Below are 18,670 nucleotides of genomic sequence, written 5' to 3'. Positions count from 1 at the left end.
CATGCCGGGTCACCCGTCCGGCCGCACCAGGAGGACCCGCATGCTCTGCCCGACCGACCAGACCGTGCTCGTGATGACCGAGCGCAAGGGCGTCGAGATCGACTACTGCCCCACGTGCCGCGGCGTGTGGCTCGACCGCGGCGAGCTCGACAAGATCATCGACCGCTCGGTCGAGGGGGAGATCGCGGCCGAGGCCGCGGGGCCTGCCGCAGCCGCTGCGCCTGCCGCGGCGCCCGTGCCGCCGGGGCCTACGGCCTACCCGCCCGCGCAGCCGGCCGACTACGGGTCGCCGCGCGGCTACGACGACCGCCGCGACGACCGCTACCGGGAGGAGCGGCGCTACGACGACCGCGACCGCCGGTACGAGGGCGACCGCCGCTACGAGGGCGACCGCCGGTACGACGGCGACCGCTACGACCCGCGCTACGCCAAGCGCAAGAAGAAGGAGTCGTGGCTCGGGGACCTGTTCGACTTCTGACCCCGCCGCGACGGCCCGCCTAGACTCGACCCTCGTGCGCGCAGTCCTGAGCCGGTGGGTCGACCCGTTCGTCGTGACGCTCCTGGTGGTGCTCGTGCTCGGGCTGGTCGTGCCCGTGGGCGAGGACGCCCAGCGCGTCGTGGACGTCGTCGCGGACGTCGCGGTCACGGTCCTGTTCCTCGTCTACGGCATGCGGCTGTCCACGCGTGAGGTGTGGGCCGGGCTGCGGAACTGGCGGCTCCAGGGCGGGATCCTCGCGTCGACGTACGTCGTCTTCCCGCTGCTGGGCCTCGTCGTCGCGTGGGCCGTCGCCCCGGTGATCGGGGACGGGCTCGCCGTCGGGGTGCTCTTCCTCGCGCTGCTGCCGTCCACGGTGCAGTCGTCGGTGGCATTCACGTCGGTGGCGCGCGGCAACGTCGCGGGAGCGATCTGCGGCGCGACGGTCTCCAACGTGCTCGGGATGGTCGTCACCCCGCTGCTCGTGCTGTGGCTGCTGTCCGACGCGTCCGGGGCCTCGGCCGGCGCGTCCGGCGGTGCCGACGACGGTGCGCTCGATGGTCTGGGCGGGCTGCGGACCGTGCTGCTCCAGCTCCTCGTCCCGTTCGTCGTGGGCCAGCTGCTGCAGCCGTGGGTCGGCGACTGGGTCCGCGCGCGGCGCTGGCTGACGCTCGCCGTGGACCGCGGGACCATCCTCGTCGTCGTGTTCGGGGCCGTGGCCGCCGCCTCGTCGGCGGGTGTGTGGTCCAGCGTGTCGGGGTGGGCGATCGTCGCGCTGCTCGGCGTGAGCGCCCTGCTCCTCGCGGCGATGCTCGCGATCACGTGGTGGGGCGGGGCGGCCCTGCGCCTGCCGCGCGCCGACCGGGTCGCGCTCCTCATGTGCGGCTCGAAGAAGTCGCTCGCGACCGGGCTGCCCATGGCGAGCGTGCTGTTCCCCGTGGCCGTGGCCGGCGTCGTCGCGGTGCCGGTGATCGTCTTCCACCAGCTCCAGCTCGTGGTCTGCGCGGTGCTCGCCCGGCGGCTCGCCCTGCGCGACTGAGCGCAGGGCGAGCCGGGGTCGGCCGGGCCGGGAGGCGACGTCGGACGGCCGCCTCCCGGACCTCAGCCCCGTGTCACGACGTCAGCCGCACGACAGCGCCGCGTGCTCGACGTCGGCCGCGAAGGTGCGACCGTCGCCCTCCGCGCTCACCTGCGCCGTCCCTGCCGGGACCGAGGCCGACCGGGTGGCGAACGCCTGGTAGGCGCTCTTGCCCGGCGCGACGTCGGCGACCGTGCGGGTCCCGAACGGCGTCGTGAGGGTGATGTCCGCCGGCGCGGTGTCGTCGTTCGTCGCCCGCACCGCCACGTACACCTTGCCCGCGAGGCAGCGCGGCTCGACCACGGTCGAGATCGCGAGCTCCTCGGGCGCCGGCTCGGTGGAGACGCCGTCCCCGACGAGCTCGAACAGGTTGACGTTGGCGATGTAGTGCGTGCCCGTCGCGCGGAACACCAGGACGAGCGTGATCGGCCCGCCCGGGTCGGTCACCGGCACGTCGAACCACTGGTACGACTGGCCGCCGCCCGTGTTCGTGATCGGCACCGAGCCGATCAGGGCGCCGCTCGCCGAGCCCGCGCGCAGCTCGAGGGTGCCCCCGATGCTGCTCGACGCCATCCGGAAGCGGACCTTCTCGATCCCCGCGAGGTTGACGTCGGCGTAGCTGATCGTGGCGTTGTCACGCAGCCAGCCGACGTTGAGACCGCCGCCGATCGAGTCGCCGGTCGGCTCGGTCCGGACCGTCGAGTCGGCGTGCTCCGCCTGGATCAGCGCCGGCTGCAGCCGCACGGTCGCGCGCGCCTGCGCGAGGTTGCGGACCTCGCCGTCGTGACCGCCGCGGGCGTACAGGACCTCGAGCTCGTAGCGGAGGCGGTCCGTCGGACCGGCGTCCGCAGGTCGCTCCATCGTCACGAGCCCGGTGCAGCCGTCGGTCGGCTCGCCCCGCCACACCTGGTCGCCGCGCGTGACGACGAGCCGGGCCCGGACGTCGGCGCAGTCGGCGGACGGGTCCGCGACCGTGGCCTCGTACCGCACGGCCTTGCCGAACGGGACGACGCCCCCGAGCGGCGGGTCGCTCAGCGAGATCTCCGGGCGCTGCCCGCTCGGGCTCTCGAACCGGACGGTCTGCCACGGCTCGACGTTGCCGGCCGTGTCGACGGTGCGGAACTCGACGGTGTGCTCGCCGTCCCCGCTCACCGTGAACGCGCCGTCGTAGTCGACCTCGTCACCGCCGTCGACCCGCACCGTCGTCCCGTCGACGCCGGACGTGGCGTCCGTCGCCTCGAGCACGACCGAGACGCCGCCCGTGAAGGTGTCACCCTCGGTCAGCGCGGTGAGGTCGGCGGTCGTCGCCGGCGCCGTGCCGTCGACCTGGACCACGACGCTGCCCCGGTTGGACGTGCTCTCGCCGCGCACCGCCCGGAAGGCGACCTCGTAGCGGCCGTCCTCGGCGAACGGCACGGGAGCCGTGTAGGGCGTCCACGCACCGGTGGCGCCCACCTGGTACTCGATGGCGTCGCCCTCCTCGGCGGTGAGCGACAGGCTCACCGCGTCGTGGTACCAGCCGCTCTCCTCCGGCTCGGCCGGCGAGAGCTCGGCGACCGGTGTCGGCACGACGAGCGGCGGACCGCCCGCGGCGCCGTCGCCCACGACGTCGAACCAGTTGAGGTTGAGCAGGTACCCGTCCGCGCCCCGGAACAGCAGGACGAGGTCGAACGTGTCCCCCGGGTCGTCGACGGCCGCCTCGACCCAGCCCCAGGCCTGGAAGCCACCGGTGCGCGGCACGGCCGCGCTCCCGAGGAGCTCGCCGTCGGCGGAGTCCTTGCGGATCTCGATCCGGCTCGTGTCGTTCGGCGACGCGACCCGGAAGCGCAGGGCGTCGACGTTCGCGAAGTTGAAGTCCTCGTACGTCATCGCGCTGTTGTCGCGGATGAAGCCGACGTTGAGGTCTCCGCCGAGCGGGTCGGCCGTCGCCTCGGCCCGGACCTCGGTCCCGAGGGTGTAGTGCTCGGCCTGCTTGCGTGACGGCTGCATCGCGACGACGTCGCGGCCGGTGAGCGGCGCGACGACGCCCGCGGGGGAGCCGTCGTCGGTGTACCGGGCCTCGATCGCGTACGTGATGCGGTCGGTGTCCGTGTGGCCGCTGTCGGGCTCGAGGACGAACGAGCCGGTGCAGCCCGTCGCCTCCTTCATCGGGTGCCCGTGGTCGTCGTGGCCGAGGATGAGCTCGACCGTGACGTCCGCGCAGTCGATGTCGCCCGCCGCCGTGGAGCCCTGCTCCGCGTCGGTCACGGACACCTCGAAGTCGACCGTGTCCCCGTAGGTGAAGACCGTGCCGTTCGCGGGCCACAGGATCTCGACCTCGGGCTCGGTGTTGCCGACGGAGATCGTCGCGTTCGCGGTCCCGGTGCGTCCGTGGACGTCGGACACCGTCAGGACGGCGGTGTAGTCGCCCTCGGCGGTGTAGGTGTGCGTGGGGTTCGGCTCCGTCGACGTGCCGCCGTCACCGAAGTCCCACGCGTACGTCAGGTCGCCGCCCTGAGGGTGCGCCGTGCCGGCGCTGGAGAACTCCACGACGAGCGGGACGCCGCCCGACCGCGGGGTCGCGGACACCTTCGCGAGCGGCCGGTCGTTGCCGCCGGTGTAGTCGATGCGCACGACCTGGGCGTCGGGGTTGTTCCCGCCGAAGCCCGAGCCCCACTCGATGAGGTACATCGCGCCGTCGTGCTCGCCGAAGACCATCGCGTGCGGCCGCGTGAGCTGCATCGAGGCCAGGACCCGCGTGATGTCGGTCTTCGCGCCGTCCTCGTCGAGGTGGAGCTGGTAGAGGCGGTTCTGGCCCCACTCGTAGAAGAAGGGCTTGTCCGCCATCGAGCGCGGCCACTTGCGGTCGGACTCGAGCTCCTCGTCGAACGTGTACGCCGGGCCGCCCATCGGCGCGCCGCCGGTGCCGACGTCCGGGTCGCGCAGCGAGCGGCCGTAGGAGGTCAGCGGCTCGATGACCGGGGCCAGGGTGGTGACGCCGGTGTTGTTGGGCGAGTCGTTCACCGGGCCGGAGCAGTCGAACTCGGCACCGGGCTGGTTCGTCGCGTAGTCGAAGTCGACGTACGCCCCGCCGCCGTGGCAGTAGGGCCAGCCGTAGTTGCCGGGCTCGGTGATGACGTTCCACTCGACGCGACCGTCGATGCCGCGCTGGTCCGCGACGCTCGCGTCGGGGCCGTAGTCACCGAGGTAGACCGCTCCGGTGGTCTGGTCGACGGCGAAGCGGAACGGGTTGCGCAGCCCCATGGCGTAGATCTCGGGCCGGATCTTGCTGGTGTCCTGGCCCGCGGCCCACTCCGTGTCGACGAGGTTGCCCTCGGGGACCGTGTAGGAGCCGTCGTCGGTCGGGGTGATCTGCAGCAGCTTGCCGCGCAGGTCGTCCGTGTTGCCGGACGAGCGCTGGGCGTCGAACGCCTCGCTCCCCGGGCGCTCGTCGATCGGCGCGTAGCCCCCCGGGGCACCGCCGGGCGACGTGTCGTCGCCGACGGAGATCCAGAGGTCGCCCTCGGCGTCGAAGTCGAGGTAGCCCCCCGAGTGGCAGCACTCCACGCGCTGGTGCGGGATCTGCAGGAGGATCTGCTCGCTCGCGAGATCGAGCGTGTCGCCCTCGAGCGTGAACCGCGACAGGCGCTGGTGAGGCTCGTCGACGAGGTCGCCGTGGGGCGTGTAGAAGAGGTAGACCCAGCCGTTCTCGGCGAAGTCGGGGTCGAGCTCGATGCCCAGCAGGCCGTTCTCCTGCGCGGTGTGGACCTGGAGGCGGCCGACCGTGGACGTCGTCGAGGTGGCGGGGTCGATGACGCGGACCTGGCCGGCGCGCTCGATGTAGAGCACGCGACCGTCGTCGGCGACCTGGAGCCCCATCGGGCTGGCGACCTCGTCGTCGAGGACGACCTTCTGGTAGTTGGCGTCGACCGTGCCGCCGCAGTCGTCGGACGCGGCGCCGGTCGCCCAGAGGACGCCCCCCGTGAGGTGCTCGACGAACGCCGGCTCGACGAAGCTCTCGGGCGTGTGACCGAGCCCGGTGTACCAGGACCGCCCGCCCTCGTGGTACTGGCACCACGCGACGGGGTGGTCGGCGCCCATCCCGCCGCCCTGGTACGAGGTCTCGTCGAGCGTCATGAGGACGTGGACGTCACCGCGCGGGTTGTCGCCGAAGTTGTACCACTCGTCGGTGCGCTCCCAGCGCTGGGGCAGGTGGGACGTCGAGGGGTGCGTGCGGTCCTCGACGTGGATCCCGGCGGGCTGGACCGCCGGGTGGCCGCTGAAGTACGCGCCCACGAGCTCGCCGTACCAGGGCCACGTGTACTCGGTGTCGCTCGCGGCGTGGACGCCGACGTAGCCGCCGCCCCCGCGGATGTACTCCTCGAACGCGGCCTGCTGGCCGTCGTCGAGGACGTCGCCGGTCGTGGACATGAAGACCACCGCGTCGTACGTCGCGAGGTTCTCGGGCGTGAAGGCCGCCGCGTCCTCGGTCGTGTCCACGGTGAGGTCGTGCTGGTCGCCGATGGCCTGGACGGCCGCGATGCCCTGGGGGATCGAGCCGTGCCGGAAGGCCGCCGTCTTCGAGAAGACGAGCACGCGCCCGCTCTCCTCCTCGACGGCGGGTGGTGGTGGGGGATCTTCCGCGGCGGACGCCGGGGGCGCGAGGAGCGCGCCGACGGCCACGAGCGACAGAGCCGTGGTCAGGGAGAGCAGACGCCGGACAGGAGACATGCGATCGACACCTTTGTGATCGAGCGAGTCGGACGGGCTCGATAATGTCAATCGGATGAACTATCGACAAGAGGCATTCTGGTCAATGGACAAACTATTTCCGTCGATAACGGTGTCGAATCCTTCCGACATCGATTTCGCACCCTGCTCGGACCGCCCGTGGGGCACGGTGGGCGTGCCCCGGGACGCCGTCGCGCGGTGCCCGGGACGCGGGGTGGCCGGTCAGCCGCGCGCGGTCACCTGGTCCCGGACCTGGCGCTTGGCGCGCGTGAGCATGCCGTTCATCCCGCCGATGCGCAGAGGGCTCACGGCCCGCGTGAGCCCGATCGACATGGGGAAGTCGTCCGGGACGTCGAGGACCTCCTGCGCGGTGAGGCCCGACAGCCCCTGGGCGAGGATCGACGCGAACCCGCGCGTCGTCGGCGCCTCGGCGGGCGCGGTCGCGTAGAAGTGCACGACACCCGCGTCGTCCACCTCGGCGAACGCCCGGACGGGGGACTGGCACTCCTCGATGCGCTCGAGCATGCCCGGTGCGCTCGCGTACCGCTCCGGCAGGTCCGGGAGCTCGTTCGCGAACTCGAGCAGGAGCTGCAGGCGCTCCCGCTCGGGGAGCGCGAGGAAGTCCTCGCGGATCTCGGCGAGGGTCGGGGGCAGTGCGGCGTCGGGGGTGGAGGCGCTCATGGTTCCGATCCTCGCACCGTCGCGCGCCGTCGGGCACGGGCGTCGGGTCAGGCGAGCGACGCGGGCGCCTCGCCCGGCTGGTCGCCCTTGACGATGGGCACGCGCACCGCGTTGCCCCACTCGGTCCACGAGCCGTCGTAGTTGCGCACCTTGTCGAAGCCGAGCAGGTACGTCAGCGCGAACCACGTGTGGCTCGAGCGCTCGCCGATGCGGCAGTACGTGACGACCTCGTCGTCGGTCGCCAGGCCGAGGCCGCCCTCCTGGTAGATCGCCTCGAGCTCGGCGCGCGACTTGTACGTGCCGTCCTCGGCCACCGCGGTCGCCCACGGGACGTTGCGCGCCGTCGGGATGTGGCCCCCGCGCAGCACGCCCTCCTCCGGGTAGTCCGGGATGTGCAGGCGCTCGCCCGTGAACTCCTGCGGGGAGCGGATGTCGACGAGCGGGCCGTTGCCGATGTGCGCGAGCACGTCCTCCTTGAACGCGCGGATCGTCACGTCGTCGCGCTCGACGACCGGGTACTCGACGGCGTCGGGCTCCGGGACGTCCGTGGTCGTCTCGCGGCCCTCGGCGATCCACTTGCCACGACCGCCGTCGAGGAGACGCACGTCCTCGTGGCCGAACAGCGTGAAGACCCACGCCGCGTACGCGGCCCACCAGTTGTTCTTGTCGCCGTAGACGACGATCGTCGTGTCGCGGCCGATGCCCTTCGAGCCGAGCAGCTGGGCGAAGCCCTTGCCGTCGATGTAGTCGCGCGTGTCCGGGTCGTTGAGGTCCGTGTGCCAGTCGATCTTCACGGCGCCGGGGATGTGGCCGGTCTCGTAGAGCAGCACGTCCTCGTCGGACTCGACGACGACGACGCCCGGCTCGCCGAGGTGCTCCGCGAGCCACTCGGTGCTCACGAGGCGGTCGGGGTGGGCGTACTGCGTGATCTTCTCGGTGGTGTCGAGCGGTGCGGGCATGGTGTCCTCCAAGGGCTGGCGTGGCCGGGGGTGTGCGCGCGACGGCTGCGCGGCTCTCCGCCCGTCAGGCTAGGTGCGCTGTCCGCTCCGTGGAAGGGCCGTCGCGCATGCTGAGACGGTGTTACGCGAGGTGTCGTCGACCGCGCCGGCCCCCGTGCAGACCGTGGTGCGACGGCGCATCCTGACGTCGTGCCCGCCGCCGTCCCGCCCCGGCTCCTGCGCGCCGCCGACCTGCTCGCTCTCCAGGGCTCCGAGCGCGTCCTCGAGGTGGGCAGCGGCTCGGGCGTCCTCGCCGAGCTGCTGCTCGCGCGCCACCCGGGGCTGCGGTACGTCGCGCTCGACAGGTCTGCCGTGGCCGCGGGGCGGACCGCGCGGCGCAACGCGGCCGCGGCGGCCGACGGGAGGCTGGCCGTGCGGACCGGCGAGGTCGAGGACGCGGCGGGACTGCTCGACGCCGACGGGCCGTTCGACGTGGTCGTCGCCGTGAACGTCAACCTCTTCTGGACGCGGGACGCGCGTGCCGTGAGCGGCGCGCTGTCGGGTCTCCTGCGGCCGGGAGGGCGGCTGTGGCTCGTGTACGAGACGCCACGGGGCAGCTCCGACGGACGTGTCCTCGACCCGCTGCTCGCCTCGCTCGCCGTTTCCCGGCTCGTCGGTCCGGAGGGAGGACCGCCCGTCGTCGTGCGCGACGAGGTGCTCGCCGTGGGGCTGCGACGACGGACGGGGGACGACGACGCCCCCGTCTGAACCCCGCCGCACGCCTGGCAGCGGTCGGTGGGCGACTCGCGGACCGTGCTACCCGAGGAGCTCGCGCGTCGCGTCCTCGAGCGCAGCGTCGAGCAGCTCGAGCCCGAGGTCCAGCTCGTCGTCGGCGATGGTCAGCGGCGGGGCGATCCGGAAGACGCCGCCCATGCCGCGCAGCTGCACGACGTTCATGTGCAGGCCGCGCTCGAGCGCCCGGCGGGTCACGAGGGCGCCGAGAGCGTCGGCGCCCTGCTTCGTCTCCCGGTCGAGCACGAGCTCGATGCCCTGCAGGAGCCCGCGGCCGCGCACGTCCCCCACGACGTCGTGCCGGGACTGCAGCTCGAGGAGCCCGGTGCGCAGGCGGTCGCCGAGCACGCGCACGCGCGCGTCCAGGCGCTCCTCCTCGAGGACGTCGAGCACCGTGCCGCCCACCGCGGCGACCAGGGGGTCGGACACGTGGGTCGTGAAGAACAGGAAGCCGCGCTCGTGCGCACGCTCCTCGATCTCGGCGCTCGTGACCACCGCGGCGAGCGGGAGCCCGGCCCCGAGCGTCTTCGAGAGCGTGAGGATGTCGGGGACGACGGGCTCGTCGCCCGGCCGGCCCTCGAACCCGTACCAGGAGCCGGTGCGGCACAGCGCGGTCTGCGCCTCGTCGAGGACGAGCAGCATCCCGCGCTCGTGGCACTTGTCCCGCAGCGCCGCGAGGTAGCCCTGCGGCAGCTCGACGATCCCGCCCGAGCTGAGGATCGGCTCGACGATGCAGGCCGCGAGGCTCCCGGTCGACTGGACGTCGACGAGGTCGAACGCGAGGTCGAGCTGGCGACGCCAGTCGTGCCCGCCGTCCGGCGCGAGGTGGTCGGGACGGTAGGCGTTCGGCACCGGGATGACGAGGTTCCCCGGCGCCGTCGGCCCGTAGCCGCGCCGCCCCGCGCTGTTGGTCGCCGCGGCCGCGGCGTGCGTCATCCCGTGCCACGACCCCGCGAGGGAGACGATCTCGTGCCCGCCCGTGACGAGCTTCGCCATCCGGATCGCGGCCTCGTTCGACTCCGCGCCCGTCGTGAGGAGCAGGACCTTCTCCAGCGGGTCGGGGAGCGTGCCCGCCAGGCGTCGCGCGAGGTCCACGACCGGTCGCGAGAGCATCCCGCTGAAGAGGTGGTCGAGCGTGCCGATCTGCCGGCGCACCGTCGCCACGACCGCGGGGTGGCTGTGCCCGAGGATCGCGCTCATCTGGCCCGACGTGAAGTCGAGGATCCGGCGACCCTCCGCCGTGGTCACGAAGCTCCCCGACGCGCTCTCCACGACCTCGGGCGTGAACGGCCCGCCGTAGCGCACGAGGTGACGGTCTGCGTCGGCCCAGAACCGGGTGGCGTCCCCGGCGGGGACGAGGTCGGGGGTCGGGGCGGCGGTCATGCGGCGAGCCTAGGGACGACGCCCTGTGCGCGTACAGCACGAGTTCTCGTACAGTCTGTGCGGAGGAACAGCACAGCGCGGATGGCGCTCGTCGACCAGCAGGAGGTGCCCGTGCTCAACGCCGCGCGGCTGCAGGTCCTGGCCCGGCTCGACAGCCTCGGCACGGTCCGCGCAGTCGGGGCGTCCCTGCACCTGAGCCCGTCCGCGGTCTCGGCGCAGCTCGCCGCGCTCGAGGCCGAGACCGGCGCGCGCCTCCTCGAGCGGACGGGACGGCGCGTGCGGCTCACCCCGGCAGGTCGGTCGCTCGCGAGGCACGCGCGGGTCATCCTCGACCAGATGGCGCTCGCGGAGGCGGAGCTCGCGCACCCCGACGGGCAACCGGCCGGTGTCGTCCGCGTCGCCGCGTTCTCCAGCGCGGTGCGCGAGCTCGTGATCCCCCTGACGCTCCGGCTCGCGACCGATCACCCCCGGGTGGAGGTCGACGTCGTCGAGCTCGACCCGCGCGAGAGCGGTCCGGCGCTGCGGCGGGCGGACGTCGACCTGGCCGTCACGGCCGACCTGCTCGACGGCGCCCCGCTCGCCGGTCCCGACGTCGCGACCGTGCCGCTGCTCGAGGACCCGGTCGTGCTGGTGACCCCGGCCGCGACGTCGAGGGACGGCGCCGCCGGCGCGCCGCCGCAGGACGGCCTTGCCGACGCGTCGCCGCAGACCTCGTCCGGCCCGGTCGACCTCGCCGGGCTCGCCGACGCGCGCTGGGCGGCGGACCTGCCCGGCACCTACCTGTCGACCCTGCTCGACGGCGCGTGCCGCGTCGCGGGTTTCGAGCCGCGCGTCGTCGCGCGCCTCCCCAGCTACGACCTGCTGCTCGCGCACGTGGAGAGCGGGCTCTCCGTCGCGCTCCTGCCCGGGCTCGCCGTCGACCGCCGGTACGCCGTCGACGTGCGCGCGCTGGAGGCGCCGAGGACACGTCAGGTCTATGCCGCGGTGCGTCGAGGGGCGCCGCCGACGGCCGCCACCGCCGCGGTCCTGTCCGGCCTGCGCCGCGTGGCGCGCGACCGCACCCCTGGCCGCGAGCTCACAGCGCAGGGAGGCGCGACCTCGAGCCTGTCGGACGACCGCTGGCGGTAGAGGAGCGGGAGCAGGAGCTTGATCCGGGAGTGCGTCGCGGCGGTGACGGTTGCGGTGAGGTGGTCTCGTGCTGGCGGACGAGTCTGCGGTGCCGTTCGACCACCCAGCGGCGCGGTTGGACGACGAAGGCGTCGACGGTTCGAGGGCGGGAAGCGATCTCGTACGCCCTCACGCCTGGCGACGACGTCGGCGGCGAGGTCGAGGATGACGGCGAGCGCATCGAGGACAGACGAACAGCTCCTCCGGTCGCACCGGCTGCCGGACCCCGAGCAGGACGAGCCGACTGCGTCTCGATCAGCTGGCGACCCCCAACGTCTTCAGCAGGTCCGGGAGGTGGAGACGCAACGTGTCCCACACGATCTCGTCGCTCACGCCGTCGTACTGGTGCGCGATGCGGTTCCGTGTCGCGCGGATCTCTCGCCACGGGACGTCCGGGTGCGCTGCGACGAAGGCTGCAGGGAACCGATCGGCGGCCGCCGAGACGTCGACGATGACGCTGCGCCCCGCGCGGCGCAGGATGTCGTCCTCCGGGTGGAAGAACGCCTCGCGACCCCGTCCGACGATGCGACGGGCGCTGGCGCCGAACCGGGACAGGTCGACCAGCGTGCGCATCGACTTGTCGGCGTCACGATCACCGGCAAGCGGCATCTCCGCCCCGGTCATATCGGCTGCGCCTCTCGACGTGCACGCTCGACCGCCGGGGACGTCCCGGAGTCGGGAACGACGTCGACACGAACGCCGAGCGCCTCCTCGAGGTCGAGCTCGAGCCCGGTGAGGGTCCAGGCCGAGGTCCCTGGCGGGAAGGTGACCAGGAGGTCCAGGTCGGAGTCCACCCCGTCCTGTCCTCGCGCCGTCGAGCCGAAGACGCGCGGTTCGCTCCCGCCTCGTGCCGCGACGATCCGCCGGACGTCTGCGCGGTGGCGGTCGAGGACCTCGCGGGGACGGGCACGAGTCGCGTCGAGCAGGCGCGCGAGCGTCCTCGGTTGAGGGCGTCGCCGCCCCGACTCGATCGCCGCGATGTTGGGCTGCGGCACACGTGAGCGCGCCGCGAGCTCGCGCTGCGACAGCCCTGCGTGTTCGCGTGCCCGTCGCACGCGGTCACCGTCATCCACGAGCTGACGATATCGAGTGCGATATCGGATGTCGACGGCTGGTTGCGGGCCGAGACCGGCGACCGCGCGGTCCAGGGCGCTCGCGTGCGCTACGCCTCGAGCTCTGGCCCGAGCCAGCTCCACGGCCCGACAGCATCCTCCGTGCGGGCAGGGTGGATCCGAGTACTGCATCGCGATTCGCGTGCGAACCGCTGAGAGGTCGGGCCGACGGTCGGGCCGTCGTCACACAGCCGCGGTGGTCGGGGAAGGGAGGTTCGGCGCGTCATGCCGGCAGCGCCCGGACGGGGTGCCCGAGGAGAGCGGTCACGCCGTGACGTCGTCCGGAGCGAGCGGCCGCACGTGCCGTCCGGTCGCGAGGAACACGCCACGCAGGCGGACTCCGCGGCGTGCGGCGGCGTCGCGCAGCCCGGCGAACCACCGGCCGTCTGCCCGCGTGACGGCGTCGGTCCCGGGACGCTCGAGCATGAGCACGGTGCTCCCGCCGGGCGCCTGGTCCGCGAGCACGTCGTGCACGATGCACACGAGGTTGTCGACCATCGCGTCGTCGGGCGACGGGGGGACGTCGTCGATCGGCACGATCCCGCGCAACGGTCGGTCCTCGGCGCCGAGGACCGTGATCCGCGCGTCGACGGCCACGACGGCGCTCGTCCACAAGGGCGCCCGTCCGCGGCAGCGCGAGGCGATCGTCCTCACCATGCAGCAGATGGAGTCGGTGGCGCCCTGGTACGCGGCCCGAGGTGGCGGTTGACCCTGGCTCGCGGAGTGCCTCCCGTGCGAAGGTGTCCGGTATGAGTCAGACCACCCGGTTCGTCGACCGCTCGACCGACGAGGCCGAGGTCCCGCTCCTCGGGGGCGACGTCTCCGACGGCCTCGTGCGCCGCGGCGACACGGTCCGTCGCCCGCGCGGCCCGCACAGCCCGGCCGTCGAGGCGTACCTGCTGCACCTCGAGCGCGTGGGGTTCGACCGCGCGCCGCGTTTCCTGGGGATCGACGACGAGGGCCGGGAGGTCGTGAGCTTCCTGCCCGGCGAGATGGGTGGCCGCCCACCGCACCCCTGGGCGATCGACGAGGGGATCCTCGCGCAGCTCGGCGAGTGGCAGCGGGCGCTGCACGACGTGTCGACCGACGTGCAGCTTCCCGACGGGGTCTCCTGGCCCGAGCGGGCCCAGTTCCCCGAGGTGCCCGACGTGTTCGAGGTCCCGGACGTCGTCGGGCACAACGACGTGACGGTCGAGAACGCGCTCTTCCGCCCGGTCGGCGAGGACCCGCAGGGCCCGCACCGCCTGGTCGGCGTCATCGACTTCGACCTCGCCGCCCCGACGACGCGGCTCCTGGACCTCGCGACGACGCTCCTCTACTGGGCGCCGATCGGTCCGCCGGACGGACGCCCCGTCGTCATGCGGGACCTCGACGCCGCGCGTCGTGCCCGCGTCGTCGCGGACGCGTACGGCCTCGACCGGTCCGACCGGCTCGCCCTCCTCGACGTGCTCGCGCAACGGTTCGCGCGGAGCTGGTACGCGATGCGGCACGCGGCCACGACGCGGGGCGGCGGGTGGCGGCGCATGTGGGACGACGGCGTCGGCGACCGCATCCGCGAGAACGAGGCCTGGTTCGCGGCGGAGCGTCCCGGGTTCGTCCGCGCGCTGTCCTGAGAGGACGCCGCGGGGGACGGGCCGACCGGGCGAGCGCGACCCGCACGGTCCAGGATGGCGCCATGTCCGAGACGTCACCCCTCGATCCCCGGCTCGTCGTGCGCCGACGGGCGTCGCGCACCGTGCACTGGATGGCGACGCACCCCTCGTGGGCGGTCGCGCTGCGCTCCGGGATCGCGGCCGGGGTGGCGTGGTGGGTCGCCTGGCTGATCGGTCTCGCGTTCCCCGACCCGTTCGCCGAGTACCGCTACTACGCGCCGCTCGGTGCGGTCGTCGCCACGTCCTCGACCGCGGCGCGGTCCGTGAGCCAGTCGGTCCGCGCGACCCTCGCCATCGTCGTCGGCGCTGCCGTCGCGGGGACGCTCAACCAGGTGCTGCCGACCGACTCCCTGACCGTCGCGGTCGTCGTCGTCGTGGCGAGCCTGCTCGCGGGGTGGCGCGTCCTCGGCGACATGGGGACGTGGACCGTGACGTCGGCGCTCTTCGTCCTCGTGATCGGCGGCGCGCGCGACCAGTCGGAGTTCGTCCTCGCGTACATCGGTCTCGTGGTCGTCGGCGCGGGAGTCGGCGTCCTCGTGAACCTCGTCGCGCCGCCGTTGCCCCTCGCGCCGTCGGAGGAGGCGCTCGACGAGCTGGGGGACGTCCTCGCCGACCAGCTCGACGCGCTGGCCGACGGCCTGCACGGTGACCGGGCACCCCGCCCGGAGGAGTGGGAGGAACGGCGCCGAGCGGTCGCCCCGGCGGTCGACGGCGCACGACGTGCCGCGGACGAGGCCCGTGAGGCGCAGCGGCTCAACGTCCGGGCGCGCCGGCAGCGCGGGCGCGTCGAGGACCAGGAGCTGAAGTCCGAGCGGCTGTCCGTGACGACGGCCGTGGTCACGGACCTCGTCCGGGTGCTCACCGAGGGGGAGCGCGACGACCTGGACCCGGACCGCCGGGTGCTCGGCGCGGAGCTGCGCCACCCCGTGGCGGAGGCGCTCGGCGCGCTGGCCGCGGTGGTCCGCGAGGGCCCCGACGCGGACCGGGAACCGGCGCTCCTCGCCGTCCGGGAGCTGCGGGCCGCGCTGGCGCGCCAGCGCGAGCACGGCACGGGCGAGGACTACCTCGCCGCCGGCGCGATCGTGCTGGACATCGAGCGCGCGCTCGAGGCGAACCGGGGGACGACCGACGCCGTCGTCGACGAGGCCTGAGCGACGGGCTGCTGCGGCGTCCGGCGCACGGTGCCGCACGCCGTCGTGGCCCGTCCGGGATCCGGACGGGCCACGACGGCGGCGGCAGCGACGTCAGCGCGAGGGCTGGTCGACGTCCGAGCCGACGAGGAACTGCGAGTACGCCCCGATGGTGAGGAACGTCGGGAAGTCCTCGGCCAGCGCGACGGCGCGGAACACGGCGGCCGCCTCGTCGACCCGGTTCCCCGGGTGTCGCGGCAGGTCGTCCACGATCTCGGCGAGCAGTGCCTCGACCCGCTCGCGCGTGATCGGCACGCCGTTCTCCGTGCGCGTCCCCGACGCGATCCACTGCCACACCTGCGAGCGCGAGATCTCGGCCGTCGCGGCGTCCTCCATGAGGTGGTCGATCGCCGCGGCACCGACGCCGCGCAGCCACGACTCGACGTAGCGCACGCCGACCGACACGTTGGCACGCAGCCCGGCCGCGGTGACCGTCGCACCCGCACGCCGCGCCGAGCCGATGTCGAGCAGCTCGTGCTGGCCGACGCGCACGTCCTCGCGCAGCCGTGCGACCTGGTTCGGTCGGTCGCCGAGGACCGCGTCCATCTCGGCGCGCGCGACCTCGATGAGGTCGGGGTGCGCGACCCACGTGCCGTCGAACCCGTCCGTCGCCTCGCGCCGCTTGTCGGCCCGCACCTGCTCGAGCGCGCGCTCCGTGACGTCGGGCCGGCGCCGGTCGGGGATGAACGCGCTCATCCCGCCGATCGCGTGCGCCCCGCGCCGGTGGCACGTGGACACGAGGAGCTCGGTGTACGCGCGCATGAACGGGGCCGTCATGGTGACCTGCGCGCGGTCGGGCAGGACGTACTGGTCGCCGCGCGTGCGGAACGCCTTGATCACCGAGAACAGGTAGTCCCAGCGGCCCGCGTTGAGCCCGGCGCAGTGGTCGCGCAGCTCGTGGAGGATCTCCTCCATCTCGAACGCGGCGGGCAGCGTCTCGACGAGGACCGTGGCCCGGATCGTCCCCTGCTCGATCCCGACCCACTCCTGGGCGAACGCGAAGACGTCGTTCCAGAGCCGCGCCTCCCGGTACCCCTCGAGCTTGGGCAGGTAGAGGTACGGGCCGCGGCCGCGCGCGACGAGCTCGTGGGCGTTGTGGAAGAAGTACAGGCCGAAGTCCACGAGCGACGCCGACGCCGAGACGCTCACGCCCGCCCGGTCGACGTACCGCATGTGCTTCTCGATGAGGTGCCACCCGCGCGGGCGGAAGACGATCGTCGGCAGGTCGGTGAGCGTCGCCGAGCGCAGGCGGTACTCCTTGCCCTCCGCGCTCGTGTGCTCGAGCGTGCCGCGGATCGCGTCGTGCAGCGCGAGCTGGCCCTCGACCACGTTGCGCCACGTGGGCGACGACGCGTCCTCGGCGTCGGCGAGCCACACCTTCGCGCCCGAGTTGAGGGCGTTGATCGCCATCTTCGGGTCGGTGGGGCCGGTGATCTCGACGCGCCGGTCCTCCAGCCCGGGCGCTCCGGTCGAGCCGGCGACGCGCCACGACGGGTCGTCGCGGACCGGCCGGGTCTCGGCGCGGAAGTCGGGGTCGATCCCGTCCGCGACGTCCTGCCGGCGCTGCTGGCGGTCCATGAGCAGGCCGTGGCGCCGGGCCACGAACCGGTCGTGCAGCGCGGTGAGGAAGTCGAGCGCCTCGGGCGTGAGGATCTCGCGGTACCGCTCGCCGAGCGTGCCCGTGACGCGCAGCGTGCCCTGCGGCGTGCGGCCCGGGGTGCCCGACGACGCGGGGTCGCCCGACGTGCCCGGGTGCGGACCGCCGTCGGGCAGGGTGCCGGACGGGCCCGAGGACGAGCCGGCGGGGGAGCCCAGGGGTGAGGTGGTGGACGTGGTGAGCGTGGTCATGGCTGTCTCCGGGGGTCGGGTGCGCGAGGTGGTAGCGGACGTGCGGTGCTACGTCGCGGACCGGGGTGCTGCGTGGCGGGCAGGGCCTAGTGGAACTGGGCGGTCTCGGTGGAGCCGGCGAGCGCGAGGGTGGCGGCGTCGGGGTTGAGAGCCGTGGCGACCCGGTCGAAGTAGCCGGTGCCGACCTCCCGCTGGTGGCGGGTGGCGGTGTAGCCGTCGGCCTCGGAGGCGAGCTCGGCCTCCTGCAGCTCGACGTAGGCGCTCATCGCGCGGTCCTTGTAGCCGCGCGCGAGCTCGAACATGGAGTGCGAGACGGCGTGGAAGCCGGCGAGGGTGATGAACTGGAACGCGTAGCCCATCGCGGCGAGCTCCTTCTGGAAGCTCGCGATCTGTGCGTCGTCGAGGTGCTTGCGCCAGTTGAACGACGGCGAGCAGTTGTACGCGAGCTTCTTGCCGGGGTGCTCGGCGTGGACCGCCTCGGCGAAGCGCCGGGCCAGCCCGAGGTCGGGCGTCCCCGTCTCGACCCAGAGCAGGTCGGCGTACGGCGCGTACGCGAGGCCGCGAGCGAGCACCGCGGCCTCGCCCGGCCGGACCCGGTAGAAGCCCTCGGCCGTGCGCTCGCTCGTGAGGAAGGGCTGGTCGCGCTCGTCGACGTCGGACGTGAGGAGGTCCGCGGCGAGCGAGTCGGTCCGCGCGACGATCACCGACGGCACGCCCGCGACGTCGGCGGCGAGCCGGGCCGCGTTGAGCGTGCGGACGTGCTGCGCCGTCGGCACGAGCACCTTGCCGCCGAGGTGACCGCACTTCTTCTCCGACGCGAGCTGGTCCTCCCAGTGCACGCCCGCGGCACCGGCGGCGATCATCGCGTGCATGAGCTCGTACGCGTTGAGCGGGCCGCCGAAGCCGGCCTCGGCGTCGGCCACGACCGGGGCGAGCCAGTCGCGGCCCGGCCCGGTGGCGGACTCACCGGCTCCGGCGCGCTCGGCGGCCTCCACCTGGTCCGCGCGCAGCAGCGCGTTGTTGATCCGGCGCACGACGGCGGGCACGGAGTTCGCCGGGTAGAGCGACTGGTCGGGGTACGTCTGGCCCGACAGGTTGGCGTCCGCGGCGACCTGCCACCCGGACAGGTAGATGGCCTGCAGGCCCGCGCGCACCTGCTGCACGGCCTGGTTGCCCGTGTACGCGCCGAGCGCGGCGACCCACTCCTCGGAGTGGAGCTGCTCCCAGAGGCGCTCGGCGCCGCGCCGGGCGAGCGTGTGCTCCTCGCGCACCGAGCCGCGCAGCGCGACGACGTCCTGCGCGGTGTAGTCGCGGGCGATCCCGTCCCAGCGGGGGTCCTCTGCCCACGAGCGGGCGAGGTCGTCGGCGGTCTGCGTCTGGTCGCCGGGTCGGACGGCGTGGCTGCCCGTGCTCGCGACGTCGTGCGCGGCCCGGTCCGACGGCGCGCCTGCCGGCACGCCCGCCGTGCCGTCCGCCGGGCGGACGGTGCCGAGCGTGCGAGGGCCGCCGACGTACTCGGTCGCGGACCGGCGGCTGACGATGGTGGGCCTGTTCACGGGGTGCCTCCTGGGGTGGGTCGTCGTGACGCGTGTGCTCGTCCGACGTCGAGCGGATCGTTCGTCGGCCTCGCGGGGAGACCGTGAT

Annotated in this window: 15 protein-coding genes; 6 read left to right on the top strand and 9 right to left on the bottom strand. The window is 73.6% G+C overall.

From position 1 onward, the window contains the following. The first annotated feature begins 40 nt into the window (after positions 1-40). Positions 41-478 carry a TFIIB-type zinc ribbon-containing protein gene (locus ACWPWV_RS00915; protein ID WP_454041126.1) on the top strand — a complete coding sequence of 146 codons (438 nt, stop codon included), beginning with the start codon at positions 41-43 and terminating at the stop codon, positions 476-478. 34 nt (positions 479-512) lie between these two features. Next, positions 513-1,514 (top strand): bile acid:sodium symporter family protein, encoded by a 1,002-nt coding sequence (locus tag ACWPWV_RS00910; protein ID WP_454041125.1) that lies wholly within the window; start codon positions 513-515, stop codon positions 1,512-1,514. Positions 1,515-1,595: 81 nt separating this feature from the next. Here the strand turns inward: ACWPWV_RS00910 and ACWPWV_RS00905 are convergent, their stop codons facing one another. The 3 genes from ACWPWV_RS00905 to ACWPWV_RS00895 all read right to left on the bottom strand — a co-directional run bounded on the left by ACWPWV_RS00905 (position 1,596) and on the right by ACWPWV_RS00895 (position 7,903). After that, the gene (locus ACWPWV_RS00905) at positions 1,596-6,263 is read right to left on the bottom strand and encodes a ThuA domain-containing protein (RefSeq protein ID WP_454041124.1); all 4,668 of its coding nucleotides are present in this window, start codon (positions 6,261-6,263) and stop codon (positions 1,596-1,598) included. A gap of 222 nt (positions 6,264-6,485) precedes the next feature. Then, positions 6,486-6,944, bottom strand: coding sequence for a SufE family protein (locus tag ACWPWV_RS00900; protein ID WP_454041123.1), 459 nt, complete (start codon positions 6,942-6,944; stop codon positions 6,486-6,488). Between the two features lie 47 nt (positions 6,945-6,991). Next, a complete protein-coding gene (locus tag ACWPWV_RS00895) occupies positions 6,992-7,903 on the bottom strand; it encodes a sulfurtransferase (RefSeq protein WP_454041122.1) in 912 nt (303 codons plus the stop codon). A 189-nt stretch (positions 7,904-8,092) separates the two neighbouring features. On the opposite strand from ACWPWV_RS00895, the gene ACWPWV_RS00890 reads away from it, so the two are divergent. After that, positions 8,093-8,650, top strand: coding sequence for a class I SAM-dependent methyltransferase (locus ACWPWV_RS00890; RefSeq protein WP_454041121.1), 558 nt, complete (start codon positions 8,093-8,095; stop codon positions 8,648-8,650). Positions 8,651-8,698: 48 nt separating this feature from the next. On the opposite strand, the gene ACWPWV_RS00885 is transcribed toward ACWPWV_RS00890, so the two are convergent. Next, positions 8,699-10,057, bottom strand: a complete 1,359-nt coding sequence (locus ACWPWV_RS00885; protein WP_454041120.1) for an aspartate aminotransferase family protein — start codon at positions 10,055-10,057, stop codon at positions 8,699-8,701. A gap of 81 nt (positions 10,058-10,138) precedes the next feature. Between ACWPWV_RS00885 and ACWPWV_RS00880 the strand changes: the two genes are divergently transcribed. After that, on the top strand, positions 10,139-11,185 hold the full coding sequence (locus ACWPWV_RS00880) for a LysR family transcriptional regulator (RefSeq protein WP_454041119.1): 1,047 nt from the start codon (positions 10,139-10,141) through the stop codon (positions 11,183-11,185). Positions 11,186-11,479: 294 nt separating this feature from the next. On the opposite strand, the gene ACWPWV_RS00875 is transcribed toward ACWPWV_RS00880, so the two are convergent. The 3 genes from ACWPWV_RS00875 to ACWPWV_RS00865 all read right to left on the bottom strand — a co-directional run bounded on the left by ACWPWV_RS00875 (position 11,480) and on the right by ACWPWV_RS00865 (position 12,993). Further along, positions 11,480-11,848 (bottom strand): HepT-like ribonuclease domain-containing protein, encoded by a 369-nt coding sequence (locus ACWPWV_RS00875; protein WP_454041118.1) that lies wholly within the window; start codon positions 11,846-11,848, stop codon positions 11,480-11,482. Then, positions 11,845-12,279: a helix-turn-helix domain-containing protein gene (locus ACWPWV_RS00870; protein WP_454041117.1), complete on the bottom strand. Its 435-nt coding sequence runs from the start codon at positions 12,277-12,279 to the stop codon at positions 11,845-11,847. The genes ACWPWV_RS00875 and ACWPWV_RS00870 overlap by 4 nt, the downstream gene beginning before the upstream one ends. Positions 12,280-12,600: 321 nt before the next feature. Then, complete coding sequence (locus ACWPWV_RS00865) at positions 12,601-12,993, bottom strand: hypothetical protein (RefSeq protein WP_454041116.1); 393 nt, start codon at positions 12,991-12,993, stop codon at positions 12,601-12,603. 92 nt (positions 12,994-13,085) lie between these two features. On the opposite strand from ACWPWV_RS00865, the gene ACWPWV_RS00860 reads away from it, so the two are divergent. After that, the gene (locus ACWPWV_RS00860; protein WP_454041115.1) at positions 13,086-13,949 is read left to right on the top strand and encodes an aminoglycoside phosphotransferase family protein; all 864 of its coding nucleotides are present in this window, start codon (positions 13,086-13,088) and stop codon (positions 13,947-13,949) included. 62 nt (positions 13,950-14,011) lie between these two features. Continuing rightward, the gene (locus tag ACWPWV_RS00855; protein ID WP_454041114.1) at positions 14,012-15,139 is read left to right on the top strand and encodes an FUSC family protein; all 1,128 of its coding nucleotides are present in this window, start codon (positions 14,012-14,014) and stop codon (positions 15,137-15,139) included. Between the two features lie 93 nt (positions 15,140-15,232). Here the strand turns inward: ACWPWV_RS00855 and aceB are convergent, their stop codons facing one another. Both aceB and aceA read right to left on the bottom strand, forming a co-directional pair. Beyond that, entirely contained in the window at positions 15,233-17,026 is a 1,794-nt protein-coding gene (gene aceB, locus ACWPWV_RS00850; protein WP_454041113.1) for a malate synthase A, read from the bottom strand. Positions 17,027-17,112: 86 nt separating this feature from the next. Then, the gene (gene aceA / locus ACWPWV_RS00845) at positions 17,113-18,483 is read right to left on the bottom strand and encodes an isocitrate lyase (RefSeq protein WP_454042782.1); all 1,371 of its coding nucleotides are present in this window, start codon (positions 18,481-18,483) and stop codon (positions 17,113-17,115) included. Between the last annotated feature and the right edge of the window lie 187 nt (positions 18,484-18,670).

It is taken from the genome of Cellulosimicrobium sp. Marseille-Q8652, assembly GCF_965112045.1.
Note: the sequence above shows the minus strand (reverse complement) of the source record. Positions and strands in the feature narration are given on the sequence as shown.